Origin of the sequence: Actinoplanes sp. URMC 104 (assembly GCF_051386375.1) — a bacterium.
In the GTDB taxonomy this organism is placed as follows: Bacteria; Actinomycetota; Actinomycetes; order Mycobacteriales; family Micromonosporaceae; genus Actinoplanes.
On the sequence record NZ_JBPQTO010000011.1, the window covers coordinates 1,365,959 to 1,389,175 of the forward strand.

The following is a 23,217-nucleotide window of genomic DNA, read 5'->3' on the forward strand; positions in this document are numbered from 1 at the left end:
AAGTCTTGTGTCAGACGTTCTCGGCTCGTACGTTATCGGGCATGGCTTCTCTCCCCGCGCCGACCCCCTGGACCGGACCACTGCCGCCCGCGCGGCCGCCCGCGGGCATGGCGGTCCACCACCTGCCGACGGGCACCTACGAGACCCGCGCGGCCCTCGCCGTACGCGGTGGGTCGTTTCGTGACAAGCGACCCTTCGCGGCCTCCGCGGTGCTGGTGCGGCACCCGAAGGGGGACCTGCTGATCGACGCGGGCTTCGGCGCGGGCGTCGCCACGCACGTCGGGATGCTCCCCCGCTTCGTGCGCGCCCCCTACGAGGCGGGCCGGACGGTCGGCGAGCAGCTCGACGCGGCCGGCTACGACCGCGGCGGGCTGAAAGGTGTGCTGCTGACGCACGCGCACTGGGATCACGTGAGCGGCCTCGACAGCCTGCGGGACGTTCCGATGTGGATGAACGCGGATGAACGGCAGTACGCCGCCGAGGACCCGGACGGCAAGGTGTTCCGGCACGTGTCGCGGGGGCACGACGTGCACGAGTACGGGTTCGAGAATCGGCCGTATCTCGGGTTCGACTCGAGCTACGACGTGCACGGCGACGGGTCGGTGGTCGTCGTGCACGCGGGCGGCCACACGACCGGCTCGGTGATCGTCTTCGTGACCGTGCCGTCCGGCGACCGGTACGCGTTCATCGGCGACCTGACGTGGCAGATCGACGGCATCCGCCGGCGGGCCGAACGGCCGTGGCTGCTCCGCAAGCTCGCCGACAGCGACCCCGAGCAGGTACGGCAGGACCTGCTCCGCGTGATCGCCCTGGACGGCCTGGTGCGGATCGTCCCCGCGCACGACCTCGGCTCGTACGCCGCCATCCCCCTGCTGGTCCCCGAGGGTGCGGCGTGGCCGTCCTGAGGACGTACGGTTCTCGGATGCGCAGCCAGCCATCGCGAAGCCAGCCATCGCCCGAGCCCGGCGTCGCCGGGCCGGTCCCGTCCCTCGACTCCGAGATCACCTGGCTGCTGCACCGGGCGGCCCAGCGTCTGCGCGCGGCCACCGGCGAGGTCGCCGAGCAGCACGACCTGACGCTGCGCGAGTACATCGTGCTGAGCGCGCTCGACAAGTCGCCCGGCCTCACCCAGGGTGAGCTGGGCCGATCCCTCGGGCTCGACAAGACCACGCTGATGAGCGAGCTGGACCGGCTCGAGCGCAGGGGGCTGGTCGAGCGCCGGCACGCCGCGCGCGACCGCCGGCTGCGGATCCCGGTGATCACCGGCGAAGGCGACACCGTACGGGCGAAGGTGGCGGCCGCGTGTGCCGCCGTCGAGGCCTCCGTGCTCGACGGCTTCGGCGGGGACCAGGTCCGGGACCTGCGCCGGATGCTCTTTGCGATCATCGGCGACGCGGAGGACCGGGGGTCCTGTTTGTGAAGCGGATATCAACGTACCCGTATACGTCGTAAACGCTTCTCCATAAGAATTCTCGCCGAGCATTTCCCGTTTGCCCGGTGATGGCACGGGTAGCGCATTCCGGTGAGTAGTCAAGACACCCGCGTGGTGGCCCGGCGGACGATGGTGGTCATCGGCCTCGTCCTCGCCACCCTTCTCGTTCTCTTCCTCGTCCGCGCCACCAGCCAGGTGCTGACCTGGATCCTGGTGGCCGTCTTCTTCGCGGTCGCGCTGAACCCGGCGGTCACCTGGGTGCAGCGCCGTGCCGCGTTCGGCCGGCGCTGGCTCGCCACGCTGCTGGTCTTCCTCGTCGCGCTCGTGCTCATCGGCGCGCTGGTCACCCTGTTCATCGTGCCTCTGGTCCGCGAGGGCACCCAGGTGGTGGCCGACTTCCCCAAGATCGTCGAGGACGCGCGGACCGGGCGCGGCCCGGTGGGCGGCCTGATCGAACGGTTCAACCTGCTGGAGTACGCGCAGAGCCACACCGACCAGTTCCGCGAGTACGCGGGCCGCCTGGGCGCACCCACCCTTTCCGTCCTGCGGGGCGCGGCCACCAGCGTCGCGGGCATCGTGACGATCTTCGTGCTCGCCTATCTGATGGTGCTCGAGGCGCCCAAGGTCGTCGACGGCTTCCTCGCGCTGTTCGACGACCGGCGCGCCGAGCGCATCCGCCGGGTCGGCCACGACTGCGCCAAGACCATCACCGGCTACATCACCGGCAACCTGCTCATCAGCGTTATCTGCGGCGGCCTCACGTACGCGGTCCTCGCGATCATGGGAGTCCCGTACGCCGGACTGATCGCCCTGTTCGTCGGGCTCGCCGACCTGATCCCCCTGGTGGGCGCGACGCTGGGCGCGGTCGTCGCCACCCTGGCGGCCTTCGTCGAGTCGACCACGGCGGGCATCGTCGTCATCGTCTTCTTCGTGCTGTACCAGCAGCTGGAGAACCACCTGCTGCAGCCGTTGATCTTCGCCCGCACAGTCAAGGTCAACCCGCTCACCGTGCTGATCGCGATCCTCATCGCGGTGGAGCTGGCCGGCATCCTGGGCGCGCTGCTCGCCATCCCGGTCGCGGGCATCATCCAGATCATCGCCCGGGACATCTGGGACACCCGGCGCGGCCGGCTCAAGCCCGAACCGACCGTCGGCGAGGACCGCGTGCCCGTCGATGCCGGCGCCGCCGCCGAGCCGGCAGCAGCGGCCGGCGCATCGACGAGGAACGGACAGGCGTCCTGATCGTCGGCCGGTCGCGGACCGTGGGCATTGAGCGGTCCGCATGGGGCTAATCGCTCGGTTCCGGGGTACGCGGGACGAGTGACGACAGATTCATGTTCACATCGCAGCCCCGCCGGTCGGGAGCCGAGCCGGTGCTCCCGCCGGCGGCTGCGCCCTGGCGCCCGTCGGAAGCTCGTGTCTTGCCACCGCTGACATGGCAGGTCGACTCGGGCTCGGCGACCGTGCACGTCGCCATCCACGGCCGGCCCGACGAGGACTCGGTCACGGCGCTGCGTGCCGCGCTCCTGCATCACTGCGCCCGGCAGCCGGGCGATCTGATCATGGACTTGTCCGAGCTCGACCCGGTGAACCAGGCGTTCCTGACCGCCTCGGGTCTGCCCGCGGGGCGCAGCAGCATCACCTGCGGCACCTCCCTGCTGCTGGCGGGCGAGCCCCTCGCCGCGGGCGACGGCCGGCTCGGAGGCGAGGCGTGCGTCAGCCGGCACTTCGCCCGGGCGTGTGAGGCACTCGCCGTCGGGCCGCTGCGGTCACCGTTCCTGACCGAGCACGTCCTGCCGGTCTGCGGCGCCCTGCGGCGCACCCGCGACATCGTCACCGACGCCTGCGTCGCGTGGGACCTCACCCGGCACGTCGACGCGGCCACCCTGATCGCCACCGAGCTGGTCAGCCTGACCACCCGGCACGCGTCGACGATGATGAGCGTCACCGCCCTGCTGCACCAGGACACCCTCTACCTCTGGGTGCGCGGCGGCACCGAGACGGGCCTCACGCCGCGCTTCGACGCGACGACCAACCTCAGCCTGCTGATCCTGCACACGGTGGCCGACCACTGGGGCGTCATGGTCGACGGCGACGACACGGTGATCTGGGCGGCCCTGACGGGATGACCCCGGGACTACGTCGTCGCCGGCACCGCGGCCGGCGCCGCGACCGCGGCCGCCAGGTGCTCCTGCGGCACCGGTCGCGACCAGGTGTAGCCCTGGCCTCGGTGGCAGCCCAGCAGCCGCAGCGCCTCGGCCTGCTCGGGGCTCTCGACGCCCTCGGCCACGGTTCGCAGCCCGGTGGCCTGGGCGAGCTTGATGACGACCTCGCTGAGGGCGGTACCGGCGCCCGGCCCGGTGATCGGGTCGACGAAGCTCTTGTCGATCTTGAGGATCGTGGCGGGCAGCCGCTGCACGTAGCTGAGCGAGCTGTAGCCGGTCCCGAAGTCGTCCAGCGCGAGCTGCACCCCGTACGCCCGGACGGCGTGCAGCGTCTCGATGACCGCGTCGGGCTCCGCGATGAGGGCCGTCTCGGTGATCTCGAGGATCAGGCGCTGCGGGTCGAGCCCGCTGTCGACCAGGGCAGCGTGCAGGTCGCCCACGAAACGCGGGTGCGTCAGCTGCCGGGCGGAGACGTTCACGCTGATCGAGGCGGCGCCCATGGCGGGGACGGTGGACACCCAGGCGGCGGCGTCGAAGCAGGCCCGGCGCAGCACCCAGCCGCCCAGGTCGACGATGAGCCCGCTCTCCTCGGCCAGCGGGATGAAGCGGTCCGGCGCCACCATGCCGTGTCCGGGCCGCTGCCAGCGCACCAGCGCCTCGGCGCCGACGGGCCGGCCGGTCTCCAGCGCGACGATGGGTTGGTAGTGCAGCACCAGCTCGCCGCCGGTGATCGCCTGGGCCAGCGCGATCTCGTCCTCGATGCGTTGTTCGGCGGTGGAGGCGAGGGTCGCGTCGAAGACGTGGATCTGCTCGGGGCCGCGCCGTTTCGCCTGCCGCAGGGCCGCGTCGGCGTTGCGCAGCACGGCGGCCGGAAGCGCCGGCCCGGGCATGACCACGCAGATGCCGATGCCGGCGCGCACCCGTACGTGATGTCCCGCGACGGTCAGCGGCTCGCGCAACGTCCGGCGCAGCCGGTCGGCGAGGTCGAGGCAGGGCGCCTGCCGGGAGAGCACGACGAACTCGTCGGCGCTCAGCCGTGCCACCAGGTCGTCCTCGTCGGCCGCGCGGCGCAGCCGGTCGGCGACCATCCGCAGCACCTGGTCGCCGACGGCGTACCCGAGCGAGTCGTTGACCAGCCGGAACCGATCGAGGTTGACCAGCAGGACCGCGGCGCCGCCGGCGCCCTCCTGCTGGACCCGGCCGATGTGCTCCAGCAGGAGCCGCCGGTTCGCGAGGTCGGTGACCGGATCGTGGCCGGCCTGCCAGGCGAGGGCGTCCTTGGTGCGCTGCCGCTCCACCACCCGGCCGAGGGCCAGCCCGACCTGCTCGAGGGCGGCCACGATGTCGGCGTGCGGGGCCGGGCTGCCGGCGGGCAGATAGAAGGCCAGCAGGCCGCCGACCTCTCCCCCGGCGAGCGCGGGCACGGCGACCGCGGGGCCGATGCCGCATTCGTGCACGGCCGCGCCCATGGGCCGCAGATCCTCGGGCCGGGTCGCCACGCGGGCGACCGCGTCGAAGCCCATCTCGTGCAGGCGCGGCGCGCAGCCGTCCGCGGCCAACTCCCGCAGCGCGCAGCGGCCGGCCGGGTGGTGCTCGTCGGCGACGTGCCACTCGGCGGGTCCGCCGTCGGGCGCCCAGGCGTGCCCCGCGAGCCAGCCCATCCGGGTGCAGACCTCCCGGACCACCGCGGCGGCCGCGGTGGCGAAGGTGTCCGTGTCGTTGGCCGTGAGCGCGGCGTGACGGATCAGCGCGGCGGCCTGTTCCGCGCGTCGCTGGGCGGTGATGTCGCGGACGATCGCGGTGTAGCGCACGCTGCCGTTCTGCGACCACTGCGACAGCGCCAGCTCGGTCAGCAATTCGTGGCCGTCGGCGTGCAGCACGGGCACCTCGACGGTGCTGAGGATCTGCCACGGCCCGTCCACCACATGTGCCCCTTGCCGAGGGAGCGCCGAGCGGGCTCCGGTCGGCCACCCTCATCGGGCACGACACGGAGGACTTGAGCCTTTGCGGCGGGGCATGAGTGATCATGACGGTGGGTACGGGCACCGGCGTGACACCTAGCTCTTCCCCCAGCCCGGCGCGGGCCGCGACCGCGCAGTCCGCCGAGGTGGTCGTCGGCCTGATCGTCCCGCCGGACGCGAGCGAGGAGCTGCGGACGCACCTGATCGGCGACGTCGAGCAGGCGCTGCGGGAGCGCCACCCGGACATCTCCTGGCGGGTGCCGGTGCTGCGGGACGCGCTGGTGCAGCCGCCCGCCGCCGACGACGAGCTGGTGGCCGCCGCGCGCGACCGGCTGCTGGAGCACGACTGGGACCTGGCGGTCTGCCTGACCGACCTGCCGTTGCGGGCGGACCGCCGCCCGGTGGTGGCGCACGCCAGCCCGGTGCACTCGGTCGCGGTCGTCTCGCTGCCGGCTCTGGGGGCGGTCGGCGTACGCCGTCGCGCCCGCGATGCCGTGGCCGGGCTCGTCGACGCCCTGATCGGGGAGACCGGCGACGACGGGGACGCCCGGCGCCGCGTCCGCGCCACGCACCGGCTGCGCGAGCTCGCGGACGACACCGAGGAGTCCGGGCCGGCGCTGCTGTTCCCGGCCCGCGTGCTGACCGGCAACGTCCGGCTGCTGACCGGGATGATCCGCGCGAACCGGCCCTGGCAGCTCGCCGCGGGACTGAGCCGGGCGCTGACCGCCGCGGTCGCCGCCGGGGTGTTCGCGCTGGTGACCTCCGACATCTGGCGGCTGGCCGACGCGTTCGGCCCGGTCCGGCTGACCGCCCTGGCCGTGGGCGCGGTGGCCGCCGTCGTGCTGACGCTGCTCATCGGCGGGAACCTCTGGGAGCGGGCGCGCCGGCCGGGGCAGCGCCGGCAGGTCACCCTGTTCAACCTCGCCACGGTGGCGACGCTGCTCATCGGCGTCGGCGCCCTGTACGCGGTGCTCTTCGTCGTGGCCGCGGTGCTCGCGAAGGTGCTCGTGCTGCCGCAGCTGCTGGCCGGCGGCGTCGGTCACCCGGTCGGCGCGGGCGACTACCTGCAGCTGGCCTGGTTCACCAGCTCCCTGGCGACGGTGGGCGGCGCGCTCGGCGCGGGCCTGGAGACCGACGACGCGGTGCACGCCGCGGCGTACACCTACCACCGCGACACCCCCTGAGCCGGCGGCCGTCACCGTCCGCCGGCGAACGGCGTCCGGGACCGATCGGCCGACCGGCCCGCTCGGCGCCGCCCTCCGGCCGGTTCCCGAACGTGAATCCTTTCTCGTAGAGTCTCGGCCGTGTCGATGACCCTGGAGGCGGCCGTCCCGCCGAGCCTGCCGGTGGATCCGCCCCGTCCTCCGGACCGGGGCGACCTCCGCCGCGCCTCGCTCGCCCTGCTGCCGTGGGTCCTTCCGCTCGCCGCGCTGGTCCTGGCGTGGAGCAGCACCGACGTCGGCTGGTCCGCCATGGCGCGCTACCTGGCGTACTTCCTGGTCGGTGTCGCCGTTCCGGGCACCCTCACGTACCGCGCCCTGCGCGGCAGCCGCGGCAACCTGCCCGAGGATCTGGGCCTCGGCTCGGCCGCGGGCCTGGTGATCGTGCTCACAGGATGGGCGCTCGCCGCCGCGACCGGTCTTCAGGCCCTCCTGCCCGTCTGGCCGCTGCTGGTGATCGCGGTGTTCGTCGCGGTGCCGCGGCTGCGCCGGCACTGGCGGATCACCGATCCGCGCCCGCTGCCGGTGCGCTGGTCCTGGATGGTGGCCGCGACCCTGGTCGTCGTGGTCCTGATGAACTACCCCGGCTGGACCCGCGTCCCGCTGCCACCGGCGACCGCGTACTACTACCAGGACGTCCTCTACCACCTGTCGCTGGTGCACGAGATGACCCGCACCATGCCGTTCGAGGTGCCCCAGCTGGCCGGCGACCCGCTGCGCTACCACTTCCTGGCCAACGCCGACATGGCGACCGCGAGCATGGTCACCGGGATCGCGCCGGCCACCATCCTGCTACGGCTCTGGATCGTCCCGATCACCGTCGTCAGCGTCCTCGTGACGGCGACGCTCGGCCGCGAGCTCAGCGGCAAGTGGTGGGCGGGCGCGCTCGCCGGCGCGGCCGCGATCGTCGGGCTGCCGCTGGCGCTCAGCGCGCCGGGCATCCCCGGTTCCGGGCCGATCGGGCCCAACAGTCCATCCCAGACGTACGCCTTCCCGCTGCTCGCGCTGCTGCTGATCCTGGCGGTGGACCTGCTGCGGGGACGCCGTTTGGGGTACGGGTGGGTGCTGGTCCTGCCGGTCGCGCTGGCGTGCGCGGGGGCGAAGTCGAGCACCCTTCCGCCCGTGGTCGCCGGGCTCGTGCTGGCGGGTCTCGTCGTCCTGGTCACCGACCGCGCCCGGCTGCGGCCGCTGCTGGTCTTCCTCAGCCTCGTGCTCGCGGCGATGCTCGCCGGCATCAAGATCTTCGCCGGGGGCGGCGCGGGGATCCTCGCGGTCCAGCCGCTCTCGCTGATGTGGTTCTTCGCGCCCTACCGCACGACCCTCGGAGCCGAGGAGGTCATCGACGGCACCCGCCTGCTGCCCAGCGGCATCGAGAACGCCACCGCGACCGGACTGGTGTTCCTGACCGCCCTGTTCGTCTGGTGGCTGCTCGCGCAGGCGCCCCGCCTGCTCGGTGTGCTGTCGGTCGGCGCCGCCCGCACCCGGCGCGATCCCGTCGCGTGGCTGTTCGCCGGCGTCACCGCGGCCGGTGTCGGCGCGGCCTGGCTGTTCTGGCATCCGTCCGCCAGCCAGGGCTACTTCTTCGCCACGGTCATCCCCTTCGCCGCCGTCCTGTCGGTCTGGTACCTGGCCGAGCACACCACCAGCGTCCGGCCGGTCATCGCGGGGTTCGTGGCCGGCGCCGCCTGGTTCCTGGTCGTGCCCGACCCCGCCGTCCCCGGGCAGCCGTCGTTCTCGAGCTGGAGCTGGACCCTGTGGCTGCCCATGCTGGCCTCCGCGGTCGCGGCCGTCGTGGCGGCCACGATCGGCCTGCTGGTGTGGCGGGCCCGCACCGGACGGCTGGCGTGGCGCGCGCTGCCCGTCGCGCTGGCCGCCGCCGTCCTCGGCGCCGGCATCACCCTGAACGTCGACCAGCAGACCCGGTCCACCGTAGAGGCCCTCACCGAGCCGCCCCCGCCGGTCGAGACCCCGCAGCGGATCGTCACGCGCGACGAGACGGCCGCGGCGCTCTGGATCGACCGGCACGCCGGCGACGACGACATCGTGGCGACCAACGTGCACTGCAACCCGATCACCTACAAGGCCTCGTGCGACTCGCGGGCCTTCTGGGTCACCGCGCTAGGCGGCCGCCGTACGGTCGTGGAAAGCTGGGGATACACCGACCAGGCAGTGGCGCAGGACGGCGTCAACGGCCTGCGCTACGCCCTGCAGCCCGCGCCTTATCCCGAGCGCTTCGCCCTCAACGAGCGCGTCTTCACCAAGGCGAACCCGTCCGACCTGGCCGAGCTGAAGCGCCGCTACGGGGTGCGCTGGCTCCTGGCCGACCGGCGCGTGCCCAAGGGGGTCTCCGCCCGCCTGGCCCGGATCGCCCCGGTCCGCTACACCGCCGGCCCGGTCACCGTCCACGAGGTCCCGTGACCGGCTGACGGCCGCTCCTCCGGCCCGTCGATGCGTCGGGCGACCTCCACCCGGCGGCGTTCGGGACCGGCCGCCTTGCGGCCGTGTGTCGAGGTGTGTGGCCGCCGCGGTCACGCGAGCAGTCGCTCGGTTTCGCGCCAGAGGTGGGCCTGGCGTTCGGGGTCGTCGCCGGGCGGAGGGGGCTGGATCCGGCGGGTTCCGCGGACGGTGTAGTAACCGCCGCTCCGGCCGGTGAAGGCGGGGTCGGTGGCGAGGGCGACGATGAGGCCGGCGCCGCGGGCGGGGTTGCCTATGCCGAGCCGGGTGAGGACCTTCTCGAGCGGGCCGGCGAAACGCAGTTCGCGGCCGAGGCCTGTCGTGTTGAAGCCGGGATCGAGGCAGTTCGCGGTGACCGTGCCGCCCGCCAGCCGTCGGGCCAGCTCCATCGTGAACATGATGTCGAGCAGCTTGGTCTTGCCGTAGAGCTCGGACGACCCGCGGGCGGTGAACGGGGCCGCCTCGGTCAGATCCTGCGGGATGCGCAGGGTTCCGTGCCTGCGCGACGCTTCGGAGGCAACGGTGACGACCCGGGCGGCGGGCGCGCGGCGCAAGGCGGGCAACAGAGCTTGGGTGAGCAACCAGGGGGCGAGGTAGTTGACGGCGACCATCTCGGGGAAGCCGTCGAGTGTGGTGCGCGGCTGGAACGCGTGGATTCCGGCGTTGTTGACGAGCACGTCGATGCGGGGGTATCGGTCGGCGATCTCGGCGCCGATGCGCCGCACGTCGTCGAGGCGGGTGAAGTCGCCGAGGTAGACGTCGACCGGGGCGGGGCCGAGGTCGTGGCGGGCCTGGGCGGCCTTCTCCGGGCTGCGGGCGGTGATCACGAGGCGTGCACCCCGGCGGGCGAGGTCGATGGCGGCGAGGCGGCCGAGGCCGTTGGTGGCTCCGGTGACGACGATCGTGCACTCGCGTTCGAGGCGGCGGACGGGTGGCGTCATGAGCGGACCGACAAAGGCGGCTGCAGAAAGATAGTTTGCATATGCCCATCACTGTAGCGCCTTATAGTGGAGATATGCAAACCATGCCGGAGAGCGGTCAGCCACGTCGCTCCGAGCTCGAGCTGGCGCTCGGGGAGCAGATCAACGCCCTCGTCAGCGCGACCCGCGCCCTGAGCGAGCGCAGCGCCGCACATTTCCACCCGCAGCTGCAGCCGGCGGCCTTCCACATCGCCCGCTGGCTTTACGCGTTCGGGCCCGCGAAACCCTCCGAGGTGGCCGAGGCCGTGCACATGGATCGCAGCTCCACCAGCACCCTGATCGGCAGGATGCGCTCCCTCGGCCTGCTCGAGGCGTCGCCGAACCCGGAGGACAGGCGCAGCGTCATCGTGGGGCTCAGCGCGGACGGCCGGGAACGGGTCGCCGCGACGCTGAAGGACCGCGGCGACGTGTTCCGGGAGCGCACCGAGGACTGGCCCGACGACGACCTCGCGCTGCTGGTCGGCCTGCTCGGCCGGCTCACGTCCGCGGAACCTGCCTGACCGCGCTGGGCGCTGGTCACTCGTCGACGTTGCCCCCGGTGTCCGCGCCGGCGGCGAGGGGCGGGCTCCATCCGCCGACCCTAAGGGACCGGCCCGGCCGGCGTCCGTCCCTGCCGGGGCGCTACCGTGCCCGGATGCCCTCGCGACCTGCCCTGCTGCCGCGCTCGGCGCCGGCCGCCGCACAGGTGTCGTCGCGGGCGATCGCCGCGCTGCTGGACCGGCTCGAGGCGCGGTCCGTCGAGTGTCACTCCATCATGGTCGTACGCCGGGGCGTGGTCGTGGCCGAGGGCTGGTGGGCGCCGTACTCGCCGGGGCGTCCGCACCTTCTCTACTCGCTGACCAAGTCGTTCACGTCGGTCGCCGTGGGGCTCGCCGTCGCCGACGGGCTGCTCTCGCTCGACGACCGGGTGGTGGACGTGCTGCCCGATCACGTACCGGCCGGCGTCTCGCAGCGGGGAAGCCGCGTCACCGTCCACCACCTGCTGTCGATGACGAGCGGGCATCACACCGACAGCCTCACCGAGGCCTGGCGCCTGGAACCGGGCGACCTGGTGCGGGGCTTTCTGCGCGTGCCGTTCCCGGACGAGCCGGGGACGCGGCACGCCTACGACAACGCGACCACGTTCCTGCTGGCCCGGATGGTGGAACGGGTGACCGGCCGCGCCCTGCCGGAGCTGCTCGGCGAGCGCCTGTTCGGGCCGATGGGCGTCGAGCACGCCGAGTGGGACAGGGTGGCGAGCGGCGCCGCCTTCGGCTTCCACGGGCTGCACCTGACGACCGAGGCCGTCGCCGCTTTCGGCGAGCTGCTGCGGCGCGAGGGCCGGTGGGGCGACCGGCAACTGGTTCCGCGCGACTGGGTGCGGCTCGCGACCCGGCGGCACATCGAGACCCTGCCCGCGGAGGTCGGCGGGGCGGAGCCCGACTGGCTCCGCGGGTACGGGTATCAGTTCTGGAGGTCGCGTCACGGCTACTTCGGCAACGGCGCCTACGGCCAGCAGTGCCTGGTCGTCCCCGAGCACGACCTCGTGGTGGCCGTGACCGCCGCCACGCAGGCCGAGCAGGCGATGCTCGACGCCGTCTGGGAGTGCCTGCTGCCCGGCCTGGGCTGTGCGGACAGCACCGGGGACGACGAGGCCCTCGCCGATCGGCTGCGGCAGCTGTCGCTCGCGCCGGTGCCGGGCACGGCCGGCCCGCACGGCCCGGTCGAGGCGAGGATCCAGGGCCCGGCCGAGGATGCGCCCGTGCCCGACGGCACGCCGGTGGTCGTCGATTCCGCGTACGGCGGGTGGCTCCTGCGGTTCGGGTCGTCGCTCACCGTCGAGGCGGGTCACGGCGCGTGGCGGGAGAGCTCGCCGCTCGGCCGCCCGGTGGTCGCGTCGGGCGGCTGGCAGGGCGGCACGTTCGTCGCCGACCTCGTCGTGATCACCACCCCGCACCGGGTCCGGCTGGTGGTCGACGCCGACGCGGGGACGGCCGTGGCGACGTGGAACGTCGTGCCGCTGACCACGCCCGAGCTGACGGTGCATCTGCGGTCGCCGCTGATGACCCGGCCCGACGTCGCGTAGCGGCGTTCACCGCGGGGCGGTCGCGCCGAACAGGGCGGCCAGCGCCGCGTCGGAGGCGGCCAGCGCGGACCGGTCGAAGGTGCTGCCCGCGGCGACCAGCTCGGCGGCCCCGGTGCGGTCGAGCAGCTCGGCGAGCCGCTGCTCGACCTGGGCCGGCGTGCCGGTGATCGCCGCCGCGGCGGTCTGCTCGACGTACTGCTGCTGGCGCTGTGTCCGGCCGGCGGACCGGACCACGTCCACCGGTTCCAGCGGCGGGAACACCCCGGTGGTACGGCTCTGCGCCATCGCCCAGGCCTCGGGCAGCATCAGGTCGGCGGCCTCCGCGGCGGTGTCGGCGACCAGCACGTCGAGGCTGATCGCCACCCACGGCTCCGGCTGCGCCGGGGAGGGGCGGAAGGCACGCCGGTACGCGGCGAGCGCCGCCAGCCCGGGCGCCGGGTCGCCGCCGACGCCCAGCAGCGGGCCACCCACGATCACCGGCAGCCCGAGCTGCGCGGCGATGTGCAGGCCGGTGCCGGTGGCCAGCACGTACAGCGGCACCGTGCCCTGCGGCTGCGGGTGCAGGCCGATCTCCGCCGTCCCGGTGAGGAACGCGCGCAGCTCGGCGAGGTCCGCGGCGAAGTCGCGCTCGGTCTGCCGCAGCGCCCGGCGCACCGGCGCGGTGAAGCCGGGCGAGCGGCCGAGCCCCAGGTCGACCCGGCCCGCGGCGAAGGCGGACAGCGTGGCGAACTGCTCGGCGACGACGAGCGGCTGGTGGTGCGGCAGCATCACCCCGGCCGACCCGATCCGGATGGTCCGCGTCGCGCCCGCGACGGCTGCGAGCAGCACCGCCGGGGCCGAGCCCGCGACCCCGGGGACGCCGTGGTGCTCGGCCACCCAGAAGCGGTCGTATCCGAGCCGCTCGGCGTGGGTCGCGCGCGCCACCGTGCCCCGCAGCGCCGCCGGCTCGGGCTCGCCGGCGCGGGTGCGGGACCGGTCCAGGATCGAGACGTGCAGCCGGGAGTCGATCACCGCAGTTCCAGCGTCGCCGGCCGGGGGCTTGTTCCCGCCGCCGGTGTGCGGAGTGTCAGCTCACGGGGGTGTCGCCGGCCCGGGGCAGGCCGACGGTGACGCGCAGGCCGCCCTCGCCCGGCGCCGTCGCGGTGATCGTGCCGCCGTGCGCCCGCACGATCGAGCGGGCGATCGCCAGGCCCAGCCCGCTGCCGCCGCTGTGGTCGATGCGGCCCGTGGCGGCGCGGGTGAACGGCTCGAACAGCCGGGACACGTCCTCGGCAGGGACGACCGGACCGGTGTTCTCCACGGTCAGCGCGCCGCCCGCCGCCCCGACGCAGACCCTCACCGTGCCGCCGGGCCGGTTGTATTTGATCGCGTTGTGGACGAGGTTGCGGACCAGCCGCTCCAGCAGCACCCCGTCGCCCCAGACCTCGTACGGGCCCGCATCGATCGTGACCTTGACGTCGGCGTCCGCGGCGACCCGGCCGTGGGCGTCGACGACACCCGCGGCGATGTCGTCGAGGCTCTGCCGGGTGCGCGAGGTGAGGCCCTGATCGGCCTGGCTGAGCACCAGCAGGCCCTCGATGAGGCGCTCGTTGCGGGCGTTGGTCTCCAGCAGCTGGCTCGCGAGCAGGGCGGACTGCTCGGGCGTGAGCGGCTCGGCCATGCCGACCTCGATCAGCGTGCGCTGCAGGGCGAGCGGGGTGCGCAGCTCGTGCGAGGCGTTCGCCGCGAAGCTGCGCTGGCCCTCGTAGCCGGCGGCGATGCCGTTCATCATCGTGTCGAGCGCCCGGCCCAGCCGCTTGATCTCGTCGCGCCCGCGGCCCGGACGGATCCGGTGGCCCAGGTTCTGCGGACCGACCTGGGCGATGACCGGCAGCACCCGGCGCACGGGCGCCAGCACCCACCACACCAGCAGCGGCACCAGCAGCGCGGTCGCCGCCAGCACGATGCCGTACTGGACGAGGTTGTCGATCGGGATCTTGCGGGTGACGCGGCACGCCATGCTGTCGACCTCGTCGTAACAGGGCGCGTAGTACGGCGGGTCCCAGGGCAGCTGCGCATAGAGGAAGACGGCGACGAAGACCCAGGTCACCGTGCCGAGCACCGCCACCGACAGCCGCGCGCGCAGTCCCATCACGGCAGCCCGACGCGGTAACCCGCGCGCGGCACCGTCTGCACGACCTGCGGCGTGCCGAGCTTGCGGCGCAGCGTCGAGACGGTCACCCGCACGACGTTGGTGAACGGGTCGGCGTGCTCGTCCCAGACCTGTTCCAGCAGGTCCTCGGTCGTGACCGCCTGGCCCTGCGCGCGCATCAGCGCGTGCAGCACCCCGAACTCCTTGTGCGTCAGCGCGAGCGGGCGGCCGTCCCGGCTCACGCTGCGGGTCGCCACGTCCAGCACGACGCCGTCGCGTTCGAGCACCGGCGGCAGGGCCGGGGCCGTGCGCCGGGCCAGCGCCTGCACCCGGGCGACCAGCTCGGCGAAGGCGAACGGCTTGGTGAGGTAGTCGTCCGCGCCCAGGCCGAGGCCCTCGACCCGGTCGTAGATGCCGCACGCCGCGGTGAGCAGCAGCACCCGGGTGCCGATGCCGTGGTCCGCGATCCACCGGCAGACGTCGTCGCCGGTGCCGCCGGGCATGTCCCGGTCGAGCACCGCGACGTCGTACCGGTTGACCTGGATCTTCTCGATGGCCTGCCCGCCCTCGTACGCGATGTCGACCGCCATGGCCGCACGCCGCAGGCCCACGGCGATCGTCTCGGCCAGCAGCCGCTCGTCGTCCGCCACCAGAACTCGCACGCGGGCCATGCTGCCATGATCGGGATAAGGCGCGGATAAGGTCCCGGGGCTCAGGCGACCAGGAAGGTCCCGGCCATGAAGATCACCAGGAAGACCGCCTGGAGAGCCACGCCGATCATCAAAATCGCCCGGTCGGCCACCTGGTTGGCGCCGATCCGCGCCAGCACGAGGAAGATCGCCACCGCCTCCATCGCGTAGCGCGCCGCCGACTGCATCGAGCGGCCGCCGACCTCGGTCGACATCAGCATGACCAGGGTGATCGCGGCCTGCACCACGAGGTAGGCCTGGTCGCGCCGGAACCTGTACGGGCCCTTGACGCACAGGATCAGCAGCACCACCGCGACCAGGATCGTGCCGGCGTCCAGCACCGCGCCGAGGGTGGCCTTGTCGAGCGCGGAGTGCCCGGCGATCTGCCGCACCGAGATCAGCCACGCCTGTCCGGGGAACGTGTACCGGCGCCCCCACTCGTCCTGCGCGATGCTGAACTGCAGCGGGCTGCCCAGCTCGAAAAGGCAGTACACGCTGTAGCCGACCACCCCCAGCGGCACGAGGGCCAGTCCCAGCACGTCCGGCCGGACCCGGCGCGGCCGCCAGCCGGTCTGGCGCAGGTACTCGACGGCCAGCGGGGCGATCAGCAGCACGCCGAACAGCCGGGTGGCCGACGACAACGCGCCCAGCGATCCCGCCAGCCACCAGTGCCCGCGGCGACCGGCGTACAGCGCTCCGAGGGCCAGCAGCAGGAACAGCGACTCGTTGTAGCCGATGAACAGGAAGAACCCCATCGGGAAGGCGGCCAGGTACCAGGCGGCGCGCTGGGCCACCCGCGGCCCGAACTCGTGGTCGGCCAGCCGGTGCAGCAGGGCCAGGACGCCGTACGCCGCGGCGTTCGCGATCAGCAGCGCGCCTGCCACGCCGTCGCCCGGCAGCACCGGGTCGAGCACGTGGATCAGCAGTGGGTACAGCGGGAAGAACGCCGGGAAGCCCGGGCCCAGGTGGTAGCCGCTCTCGGCAATCCGCACGTAGTGACCGGCGTCCCAGCGGTTCCAGCCGAGGGCGATCGACCACAGGTCCGGGGCGGGCCCGGCGCCGTCGGTCAACCAGGCGAGCGCTCCGACCATCAGGTGCACGACGACCGAGGCCGACCACACCGCGAGGGCCGCCAGCAGTGCCGACCGCCACGGACGGCGAACCGGCGCGACGTGGTGCGGCTCGAGGAGCAGGTCGGCATCGGGTACGGCCAGCGCGGTCACGACGGCGCTCCGGCCGGGACGCGGACCCCGGTCACCGCGGAGTCGAACGTCACGACGTACGCCGGTCGACCCTGGATCGACGTGAAGCCGGCCGGCGGGTACTTGGAGCGGCCGGCCGCGCGCCTCTCCCGGGCGTACGGCACCTCGCCGCTCGGCAGGCCCAGCCACGGCACGAGCAAGCGGTGGACCGGCAGGTGCTCAGGCAGCTCGGTCAGGGCGTCGACGGCGGTGCGGCTGAGCAGACGGAAGTCCCCGGCGTTGTGCGGCACGGCGGCTCCGACCACCCGTCGGATCAGCCGGTAGTACAGCCCGGCCGTCCAGCGCTTGAACGGGCTGTCGGTGCTGCGATCGGTCCGCACCCCGTGAACGACGTCGAGCTGCTCGGTCTCGGCCAGCCTCAGCATGCCGGCGATGACCTCGGGCGGGTCCTGCAGGTCGACGTCGATGCTCACCACGTACCGGCCGCGGGCGCGGTGCAGCCCGGCGGTGAGCGCGTTCTGGTGCCCGGCGTTGCGGCGCAGCCGGACGATCCGCAGCTGCGGCCAGGCGTGGCGCATCCCCTCCAGCACGGCCGGGGTGGCGTCCCGGCTGCCGTCGTCGACGGTCAGCACCTCGTACGGCACGCCGAGGCCGTCGAGCACGGGACGCAGCCGCCCGGCGAACAGCGGCAGCACGTCCTGCTCGTTGAAGACCGGCACGACCACCGACAACTCCGGCGTGACATCGACGCTCACGTGGTCCCCTCCTTCGTGAAGTTCACGGGGAAACACGTTGATCGCGGGCTGATAAGGCCCGGATAAAGGCGGGCGAGGTGGCACGAATCCGGGAGTATCAGCAGGTGGCGCCGCTCGCCCTAGGATGCGGGGGTGCTCACCCTGACCGGATGCCGCGTCGTCACGCCCACGGCCGTTCTCGACCCGGGGTGGCTGACCATCGCCGACGGCCTGATCCGGGCGGTGGGTCGGGGCAGCCCGCCGGCCGCGGGTCGCACGGTGGACCTGGGCGGCGGGTGGCTGCTGCCCGGCTTCGTCGACCTGCACATGCACGGCGGCGGCGGGGCGCAGATCACCACGGACGACCCGGACGAGATCCGGCGGGCGGTGGCGTTCCACCGGCGGCACGGCACCACCCGTACGCTCGCCAGCCTCGTCACCGACCGGCTGGACCGGATGGTCGCCGCCGTGGGCACGATCGCCACGCTCATCGAGGCCGGCGAGCCGGGCATCGCCGGCATCCACCTCGAGGGACCCTTCCTCAACCCGGCCAAGCGCGGCTCGCACCACCGGGAGTTCCTGCTCGCGCCCGACCCGGACGCGCTGCGGCAGCTGCTCGACGCCGGGCGCGGCCACATCCGCGTCGTCACGCTCGCACCCGAGCTGCCCGGCGGCATGCGGCTGCTCGACCAGGTGGTCGACGCGGGCGCCATCGCCGCCGTGGGGCACACCGAGGCGACGTACGTGCAGGCGCGCGACGCGTTCGCCGGCGGCGCGCGGCTGGCCACCCACCTGTTCAACGCCATGCGCCAGTTCCACCACCGCGATCCCGGCCCCGCGGGCGCGGCCCTGGCGAACCCGGCCGTCACGTGCGAGATCATCAACGACGGGGTGCACGTCCACGACGAAGCGGTCCGCATCGCGGTCGACGCCGCCGGCCCCGGCCGCATCGCCTTCGTGACCGACGCGACGCCCGCCGCGGGGATGACCAGCGGCAGCTACTTCCTCGGGCCGGTGCCGGTCGTCGCGCAGGAGGGGACCGTACGCCTGACCGACGGCACCCTGGCCGGCAGCACCCTCACCATGGACGCCGCCGTGCGGCACGCGATCCAGGCCGTCGGGCTGCCCGTCACCGACGTGGCGCGGGCCGCGGCCACCACCCCCGCCACCCTGCTCGGCATCGCCGACCACACCGGCAGCCTCGCGCCCGGCAAGGCCGCCGACGTGGTCGTGCTGGACGAGGCGCTGCGGGTGCGCGAGGTCCTCGCCGGCGGCCGGCCCGTGCCCGGTGTCCTCCCCACAACGTGCCAAGATGCCCCGCGTACCGCACCTCCGGCGGGCGCCGGAGGACCGTGACGGCATGAAGAAACTCGCTTGTGTCATCACTGCCGCCGCGGCCATGGGCGCCACCGCCCTCGCCCCGGCCGCTCAAGCCACCACCACCGCCGGGCACCGCTGCACCCCCGCCCGGCCCGCCGCCGAGTTCTACGCCGGCGGGCGCATCGCCTCGGTGCCGGTCACCGACGACAACGCGGCCTGTTCGACCATCTCGGTCTCGCGCATCCGCGACGTCGACCGGCCGGCCGACAGGTGCCAGACCTTCCTGGTGGCGTTGCTGTCCGCCGACGGGCGCGACCCCACCTACACCGAGCCGGTGCAGGCCTGCTCCCCCACACCCGGGGTGCGTACGGTCCTCGCCACCGGCGTGCCCGCCGGCACGCAGTTCCGGGTGCTCTACCAGGTCGACTACATCGACCCGCACCCGCAGACCGTCCGCTACACCGTCTGGTACTGACCGCCGTACGGTCCGCTCAGTGGTTGGGGGCGAGCGCTGCCTCGCTCGCCGCCATCCACGCCGCGAACACCGCGTGCCCGAGCCCGAACGCGACCAGGTCGGCATCCCAGCGGGCCGGCTTGCCGCGCGCGGACCAGACGAGCAGACCGGTGGCGGCAGCCAGGTTCAGCGCCGACCAGGCCCCGTTCACCGCCGGCCCGGACTCGCGGCCGGCCAGCGGCGTGAGGTGCCGGCGTCTCGTGACGGCGGTGGCGAGGTGCGGGGCGGCGTTGGCGACCAGCAGCCCCGCGGCGAACGACGCGATCCGGGAACCGTCCATCCCCTCACGCTAGGACACGCCTCCTCGCCGCGCGGGTGCGCAGGCCGTGCGTCAGCGCGGGGATCATCACCGCCGCGGGGACGAGGTGCAGCCCGAGCAGGGCGGCGACGGTGGCGGTGTTCGCCCCCGACGCCACCGGCGGGACCAGCGAGACCGCGGTCAGCGACAGGGCCGTCCGCAGGAACCGGTCGGCGGGGCGGGCGCTCCACCGGGCGAAAGCGGCGGCCAGGGCGACGCCCACGGTCGAGAAGAAGCCCGTCACCACGGCGAACCCGGCCACCGGGATCGCCGCGCCACCGTCGGGGATCTCGAAGTCGACACCGGCGGCTCGGGCGAGCGCGGCGGCGACGGTGGTGGCCGCTGTCGCCGCGAGCACGGCGACGAGCGCGGCGCCCCTCACGACTCGTCCGCGGGCAGGCGCTCCGGCAGCCCCAGCCGCGGGAACCGGTCGCTGTGGAACGTGGTGATCTCGGTGATCGCCCCGCCGGTGATGCGCAGGACGTCGATCGTCAGCGGCAGGTACGCGCCCTCGCGCTCCCGCCAGTGGTAGAACGCGACGGCGGGCTGCCGGTTCACCGCGGCCGGGACGGCGCGCAGACCCGTCATGCCCTCGAAGCCCTCCTCGATCCAGTTGCCCACCACCGCGTCGCGGCCCACGTGCAGGCCCGGGGTGGGCGGCATCGAGCTGCGGACGTCGTCGCGCAGCAGCGCGGTGAGCGCCGGGATGTCGGTGGCGACGCTGGCCTCGGTGAAGCGGCGCACCAGCTCGCGCGTCCCGGCTTCCTCCTCGCCGCCGGTCCAGTCCTGCCGCTCGGCGGGCAGGTGCTCGCGCATGCCGGCCCGGGCCCGCTGCAGCGCGCTGTTCACCGAGTTGACCGAGTCGCCGAGCAGCTCCGCGACGTCCTTGGCCGGCCAGCCCAGCACGTCCCGCAGGATCAGCACGGCGCGCGGGCGCGGCGCGAGGTGCTGCACGGCGACCAGATACGCCAGCTCGATGGTCTCCCGCGCGACGGCCAGCGCCTCCGGCTCCTCCGCGCCGGCCGCGGGCAGCTCGTCGAGCAGCCGGTCCGGGTACGGCTGCAGCCACCGCACCTCGCCGCCGGTCGCCGGCTCCGGGCGGCTCCGGGCCAGCAGGTCCAGGCAGGCGTTGGTGGCGATCCGGTACAGCCAGGCCCGGAACGTCGACCGCCCCTCGAACGTCTCCCGCCGCCGCCAGGCACGCAGGAACGTCTCCTGCACGGTGTCCTCGGCGTCCTCGAACGACCCGAGCATCCGGTAGCAATGCACGTGCAGCTCGCGCCGGTGCCGCTCCACCAGCCCCGCGAACGCCGGCTCGCCCATCTCGTCCAACCCGCCCACGCCGAGCCCTTCCAGTCGCGTGTCCACCCTCATGACGTCAACCCTCTTCCGTCGTGTCCCGTCGCAGGTATGACGGGCGCGGGCGCCACAACTCATCAGTCGGCGGCCGCCGGCGCTCACGCGACGGCGGCGGCCTCCGCGCGGACCGTCTCGAGGAACCCCCACAGGTCGTGGGCCACCACGGTCACGTCCGACTCGTCCGCGTCGTACGTCGAACCGGGCAACGCCCCGCCGGCGAGCCGGTAGACCCGGTCGCCGGCCCTGTTCATCGCGTAGAGCGCGCCGCCGCCGTCCGTGGCGAACACGACGATGTCGTCCCGCACGGCTCCGGTCAGCTCGGTCGGCTGCACCTCGCGGATGCCGTCCAGAACCTGCTCGGCCGGGTGGATGAACCAGCCGTTCTCCACGTCCGGCAGGACGACGGCCCGCACGTGCCGGTAGAACTCCACCAGCTCGGCCGGCGCCCCGGCGGCGCTCAGCTCGGCCGCGCGCCCGTCCGTGCCGGCCACCACCACGTTGTCGCCCGGCGGGAAGCCGTGCCGCTGCTCGAACGTCTGCATCAGCCGGGCGGCCGACGCGACCGTCTCCTCGATCCAGCCACGCAGGCGGTCGGAGGTGTGCAAGAGTGCCCCCTGTCGGTCGGCCGGGCGTGCAGCGCCGTACCGCTGACACATCATAGGTATTCGCGAGCTGCTGACCGGGCTCTCGCCGGACGGGACCGACCCTGCGCGCCTCAGGCGTAGCGCCGGACGAAAGCGAGAGCGGTGTCGCAGACCTCGCGCCAGCCGCTGTCGATGGTCAGGGAGTGGCCGCGGCCCGGGATCTCGACGATCTCGGTGACGTTCGGGTTGGCCTTCTGCTGCTTGTAGGAGGCGTTGGCGATGGCCCACGGCACGGTGTGGTCCTTCTCGCCCGAGATGATGAGCAGCGGGCCCCGCTCCGGATTTTCGGTGTCCACCTTGACCTCGGTCCACGGGTTGAGGTTCGCCGTCGCGGCCTGGAACAGCGGCTCCCCCGAGGCCGGCACGGCGTACGTCGCGTAGAGCTCGCGGGCCTCCTGCTCGCTGACGGCGTTGGCGAAGCCGTACCGGAACTGGTCGTAGGTGAGCGGCACGGCCCGGTGGTAGTTGGCCGGGTTGCCCAGCACGGCGCTCGCCACCCGCAGCGCGGAGATCGGCAAGGGCAGCACGCCCCGGAACGGCGCCGGGTCGATCGCCACGGACACCGCCGACAGGCCACGCCCGGCGCTGATCTGGGTGAGCAGGCCGCCGAACGAGTGCCCGACGACCGCGGGCCTGCGCTCGAGTTTGCCGATCAGCTCGCAGAAGTGGTCGGCGACCTGCCCGACGCTCTTCTTCGCGAAGACCTCCGGCTGGGCGTTGGCCTCCTCGACGGTGTCCGGGTCGTCCGGCCAGCCCGGCAGCACCGGCGCATACCCGGCCGCCGCGAACACCTCGGCCCACCGCTGCCAGCTGGTCGGCAGCAGCCAGAGGCCGTGGATGAACACGACCGGCTGCTTGCCCGACGCGTTCGCGGCGTCGATCTGGACCAGGTCGCTCTGCAGGCTCATGCTCGATCCTCCCGTGGCGGTCGCGCCCGGCCCCTCGCCGGACGACCGCTGCAGAGTAGACAGTCGGCGCGCTGCCGGAGTTGGTCGCGAGCGCACAGCTCGTGTCCGTCCGGGACCGGTTCCGGGACGCCGTTGTGCGCTCCCCGCACGGCATGCCACCGTGAGCGGGTGCAGGCGACGCTGAACACCCTCGCGCTGGCCCCGCCGGACCGGGCCGACGCGATCCGCAGCCTGGTCTGGCAGAACGTCGTACGGGTGGAGATCGACCACCTGGTGCCGGCCCCGGACATGTCCGTCTCGCTCACCCTGGGAAGCTGCGGCGACCTCGGCGTCTGCGCCACCCGGGCGACGGCCACGACCGTCCGCCGGACCCCGCGGCTGGCCCGCGAGGACACCGAGCCGATGGTCTTCCTCAGCCTTCAGCGCTCCGGCTCGAGCATCGTCGTGCAGCACGGCCGCGAGGCGGTGCTCGGCCCGGGCGACTTCGCCGTCTACGACACCTCGTCGCCGTACAGCCTGCTGTTCGCCGACGGCATCGACGTCACCTTCTTCCGCATCCCGCGCGCCGTGCTGGCCCTGCCCGACACTGCCGTGCGGGACGCCTCGGCCGTCCGGATCGGCAGCGGCAACCCGCTCGCCGGCCTGACCTCGCAGTACCTGGCGCGGCTCGTCGACGACCCGGCGATTCTGCGCGGCGGCCACGGCCCGGCCGCCGCCGTCCCCACCATCGAGCTCATCCGGGCGGCGCTGTCGGTGCAGCTCGGCGACCATCGGATCGGCCGCGAGCCCCTCGACAGCACCCTCGCCGCACGCATCCTGGCCGACCTGCGGGCGCATCTCGCCGACCCGGACCTGTCCCCCGCGGCCGTGGCCGCCCGGCACCACATCTCGGTGCGCTACCTGCACCGCATCCTGCAGCGCGAGGGCATCCGGTTCGGCGAGTGGGTGCGCCGCAACCGGCTGGAGGGCACCCGCCGCGACCTCGCCACCCTCGACCGCACCGGCGTGGCCGCCGTCGCCCGGCGCTGGGGCTTCACCGACGCGGCCCACTTCAGCAAGGCCTTCCGCGGCGCGTACGGCATGAGCCCCCGCGAATGGCGCTCGGCCCACCACCGCGCCGCCCGGGCGGCGCGCTGAGAAA

The 23,217-nt window shown here is 73.7% G+C and carries 23 protein-coding genes; 11 read left to right on the top strand and 12 right to left on the bottom strand.

What is annotated here, in order from left to right; translation table 11 throughout:
• Nucleotides 1-41 precede the first annotated feature (41 nt).
• The 4 genes from ACSNN8_RS32060 to ACSNN8_RS32075 all read left to right on the top strand — a co-directional run bounded on the left by ACSNN8_RS32060 (nucleotide 42) and on the right by ACSNN8_RS32075 (nucleotide 3,561).
• Nucleotides 42-905, top strand: a complete 864-nt coding sequence (locus ACSNN8_RS32060; RefSeq protein WP_436653715.1) for an MBL fold metallo-hydrolase — start codon at nucleotides 42-44, stop codon at nucleotides 903-905.
• Nucleotides 906-922: 17 nt separating this feature from the next.
• Nucleotides 923-1,420 (top strand): MarR family winged helix-turn-helix transcriptional regulator, encoded by a 498-nt coding sequence (locus tag ACSNN8_RS32065; RefSeq protein ID WP_436653716.1) that lies wholly within the window; start codon nucleotides 923-925, stop codon nucleotides 1,418-1,420.
• Between the two features lie 102 nt (nucleotides 1,421-1,522).
• Complete coding sequence (locus ACSNN8_RS32070) at nucleotides 1,523-2,674, top strand: AI-2E family transporter (protein ID WP_436653717.1); 1,152 nt, start codon at nucleotides 1,523-1,525, stop codon at nucleotides 2,672-2,674.
• A gap of 179 nt (nucleotides 2,675-2,853) precedes the next feature.
• Nucleotides 2,854-3,561, top strand: a complete 708-nt coding sequence (locus ACSNN8_RS32075; protein ID WP_436653718.1) for a hypothetical protein — start codon at nucleotides 2,854-2,856, stop codon at nucleotides 3,559-3,561.
• Nucleotides 3,562-3,569: 8 nt separating this feature from the next.
• Here the strand turns inward: ACSNN8_RS32075 and ACSNN8_RS32080 are convergent, their stop codons facing one another.
• Entirely contained in the window at nucleotides 3,570-5,522 is a 1,953-nt protein-coding gene (locus ACSNN8_RS32080; RefSeq protein ID WP_436653719.1) for a putative bifunctional diguanylate cyclase/phosphodiesterase, read from the bottom strand.
• 125 nt (nucleotides 5,523-5,647) lie between these two features.
• Between ACSNN8_RS32080 and ACSNN8_RS32085 the strand changes: the two genes are divergently transcribed.
• Nucleotides 5,648-6,742: a hypothetical protein gene (locus ACSNN8_RS32085; protein WP_436653720.1), complete on the top strand. Its 1,095-nt coding sequence runs from the start codon at nucleotides 5,648-5,650 to the stop codon at nucleotides 6,740-6,742.
• A 120-nt stretch (nucleotides 6,743-6,862) separates the two neighbouring features.
• Nucleotides 6,863-9,196, top strand: a complete 2,334-nt coding sequence (locus ACSNN8_RS32090) for a hypothetical protein (RefSeq protein WP_436653721.1) — start codon at nucleotides 6,863-6,865, stop codon at nucleotides 9,194-9,196.
• Nucleotides 9,197-9,306: 110 nt separating this feature from the next.
• On the opposite strand, the gene ACSNN8_RS32095 is transcribed toward ACSNN8_RS32090, so the two are convergent.
• The gene (locus ACSNN8_RS32095) at nucleotides 9,307-10,173 is read right to left on the bottom strand and encodes an SDR family NAD(P)-dependent oxidoreductase (protein WP_436653722.1); all 867 of its coding nucleotides are present in this window, start codon (nucleotides 10,171-10,173) and stop codon (nucleotides 9,307-9,309) included.
• A gap of 74 nt (nucleotides 10,174-10,247) precedes the next feature.
• Here ACSNN8_RS32095 and ACSNN8_RS32100 point away from each other — a divergent pair, with 74 nt between their 5' ends.
• The gene (locus tag ACSNN8_RS32100; protein ID WP_436653723.1) at nucleotides 10,248-10,712 is read left to right on the top strand and encodes a MarR family winged helix-turn-helix transcriptional regulator; all 465 of its coding nucleotides are present in this window, start codon (nucleotides 10,248-10,250) and stop codon (nucleotides 10,710-10,712) included.
• Nucleotides 10,713-10,846: 134 nt separating this feature from the next.
• Nucleotides 10,847-12,277, top strand: a complete 1,431-nt coding sequence (locus ACSNN8_RS32105) for a serine hydrolase domain-containing protein (protein WP_436653724.1) — start codon at nucleotides 10,847-10,849, stop codon at nucleotides 12,275-12,277.
• 6 nt (nucleotides 12,278-12,283) lie between these two features.
• On the opposite strand, the gene ACSNN8_RS32110 is transcribed toward ACSNN8_RS32105, so the two are convergent.
• Genes ACSNN8_RS32110 through ACSNN8_RS32130 form a run of 5 tightly spaced genes read right to left on the bottom strand, consistent with a single transcriptional unit; the run spans nucleotide 12,284 to nucleotide 17,054 of the window.
• The gene (locus ACSNN8_RS32110; RefSeq protein WP_436653725.1) at nucleotides 12,284-13,288 is read right to left on the bottom strand and encodes an MsnO8 family LLM class oxidoreductase; all 1,005 of its coding nucleotides are present in this window, start codon (nucleotides 13,286-13,288) and stop codon (nucleotides 12,284-12,286) included.
• A gap of 55 nt (nucleotides 13,289-13,343) precedes the next feature.
• Nucleotides 13,344-14,408 carry a sensor histidine kinase gene (locus ACSNN8_RS32115; RefSeq protein WP_436653726.1) on the bottom strand — a complete coding sequence of 355 codons (1,065 nt, stop codon included), beginning with the start codon at nucleotides 14,406-14,408 and terminating at the stop codon, nucleotides 13,344-13,346.
• The gene (locus tag ACSNN8_RS32120) at nucleotides 14,408-15,070 is read right to left on the bottom strand and encodes a response regulator transcription factor (protein WP_436653727.1); all 663 of its coding nucleotides are present in this window, start codon (nucleotides 15,068-15,070) and stop codon (nucleotides 14,408-14,410) included. Before ACSNN8_RS32120 ends, ACSNN8_RS32115 begins: the two co-directional genes overlap by 1 nt.
• A gap of 50 nt (nucleotides 15,071-15,120) precedes the next feature.
• Nucleotides 15,121-16,320: a mannosyltransferase family protein gene (locus tag ACSNN8_RS32125; RefSeq protein WP_436653728.1), complete on the bottom strand. Its 1,200-nt coding sequence runs from the start codon at nucleotides 16,318-16,320 to the stop codon at nucleotides 15,121-15,123.
• Complete coding sequence (locus tag ACSNN8_RS32130; protein ID WP_436653729.1) at nucleotides 16,317-17,054, bottom strand: glycosyltransferase family 2 protein; 738 nt, start codon at nucleotides 17,052-17,054, stop codon at nucleotides 16,317-16,319. The genes ACSNN8_RS32125 and ACSNN8_RS32130 overlap by 4 nt, the downstream gene beginning before the upstream one ends.
• 132 nt (nucleotides 17,055-17,186) lie before the next feature.
• Here ACSNN8_RS32130 and nagA point away from each other — a divergent pair, with 132 nt between their 5' ends.
• Both nagA and ACSNN8_RS32140 read left to right on the top strand, forming a co-directional pair.
• On the top strand, nucleotides 17,187-18,389 hold the full coding sequence (gene nagA, locus ACSNN8_RS32135) for an N-acetylglucosamine-6-phosphate deacetylase (RefSeq protein ID WP_436653730.1): 1,203 nt from the start codon (nucleotides 17,187-17,189) through the stop codon (nucleotides 18,387-18,389).
• Nucleotides 18,390-18,393: 4 nt separating this feature from the next.
• Complete coding sequence (locus ACSNN8_RS32140; protein ID WP_436653731.1) at nucleotides 18,394-18,828, top strand: hypothetical protein; 435 nt, start codon at nucleotides 18,394-18,396, stop codon at nucleotides 18,826-18,828.
• A 16-nt stretch (nucleotides 18,829-18,844) separates the two neighbouring features.
• On the opposite strand, the gene ACSNN8_RS32145 is transcribed toward ACSNN8_RS32140, so the two are convergent.
• From ACSNN8_RS32145 to ACSNN8_RS32165, 5 genes are all read right to left on the bottom strand, one after another.
• Nucleotides 18,845-19,147, bottom strand: coding sequence for a hypothetical protein (locus ACSNN8_RS32145; RefSeq protein WP_436653732.1), 303 nt, complete (start codon nucleotides 19,145-19,147; stop codon nucleotides 18,845-18,847).
• Between the two features lie 4 nt (nucleotides 19,148-19,151).
• Nucleotides 19,152-19,547: a DUF6069 family protein gene (locus tag ACSNN8_RS32150; protein WP_436653733.1), complete on the bottom strand. Its 396-nt coding sequence runs from the start codon at nucleotides 19,545-19,547 to the stop codon at nucleotides 19,152-19,154.
• The gene (locus ACSNN8_RS32155) at nucleotides 19,544-20,539 is read right to left on the bottom strand and encodes an RNA polymerase subunit sigma-70 (RefSeq protein ID WP_436653734.1); all 996 of its coding nucleotides are present in this window, start codon (nucleotides 20,537-20,539) and stop codon (nucleotides 19,544-19,546) included. Before ACSNN8_RS32155 ends, ACSNN8_RS32150 begins: the two co-directional genes overlap by 4 nt.
• An 83-nt stretch (nucleotides 20,540-20,622) precedes the next feature.
• Entirely contained in the window at nucleotides 20,623-21,129 is a 507-nt protein-coding gene (locus ACSNN8_RS32160) for a hypothetical protein (protein ID WP_436653735.1), read from the bottom strand.
• Nucleotides 21,130-21,239: 110 nt separating this feature from the next.
• Complete coding sequence (locus ACSNN8_RS32165) at nucleotides 21,240-22,076, bottom strand: alpha/beta hydrolase (RefSeq protein ID WP_436653736.1); 837 nt, start codon at nucleotides 22,074-22,076, stop codon at nucleotides 21,240-21,242.
• Nucleotides 22,077-22,244: 168 nt separating this feature from the next.
• On the opposite strand from ACSNN8_RS32165, the gene ACSNN8_RS32170 reads away from it, so the two are divergent.
• Nucleotides 22,245-23,213 (top strand): helix-turn-helix domain-containing protein, encoded by a 969-nt coding sequence (locus ACSNN8_RS32170; protein WP_436653737.1) that lies wholly within the window; start codon nucleotides 22,245-22,247, stop codon nucleotides 23,211-23,213.
• Nucleotides 23,214-23,217 lie beyond the last annotated feature (4 nt).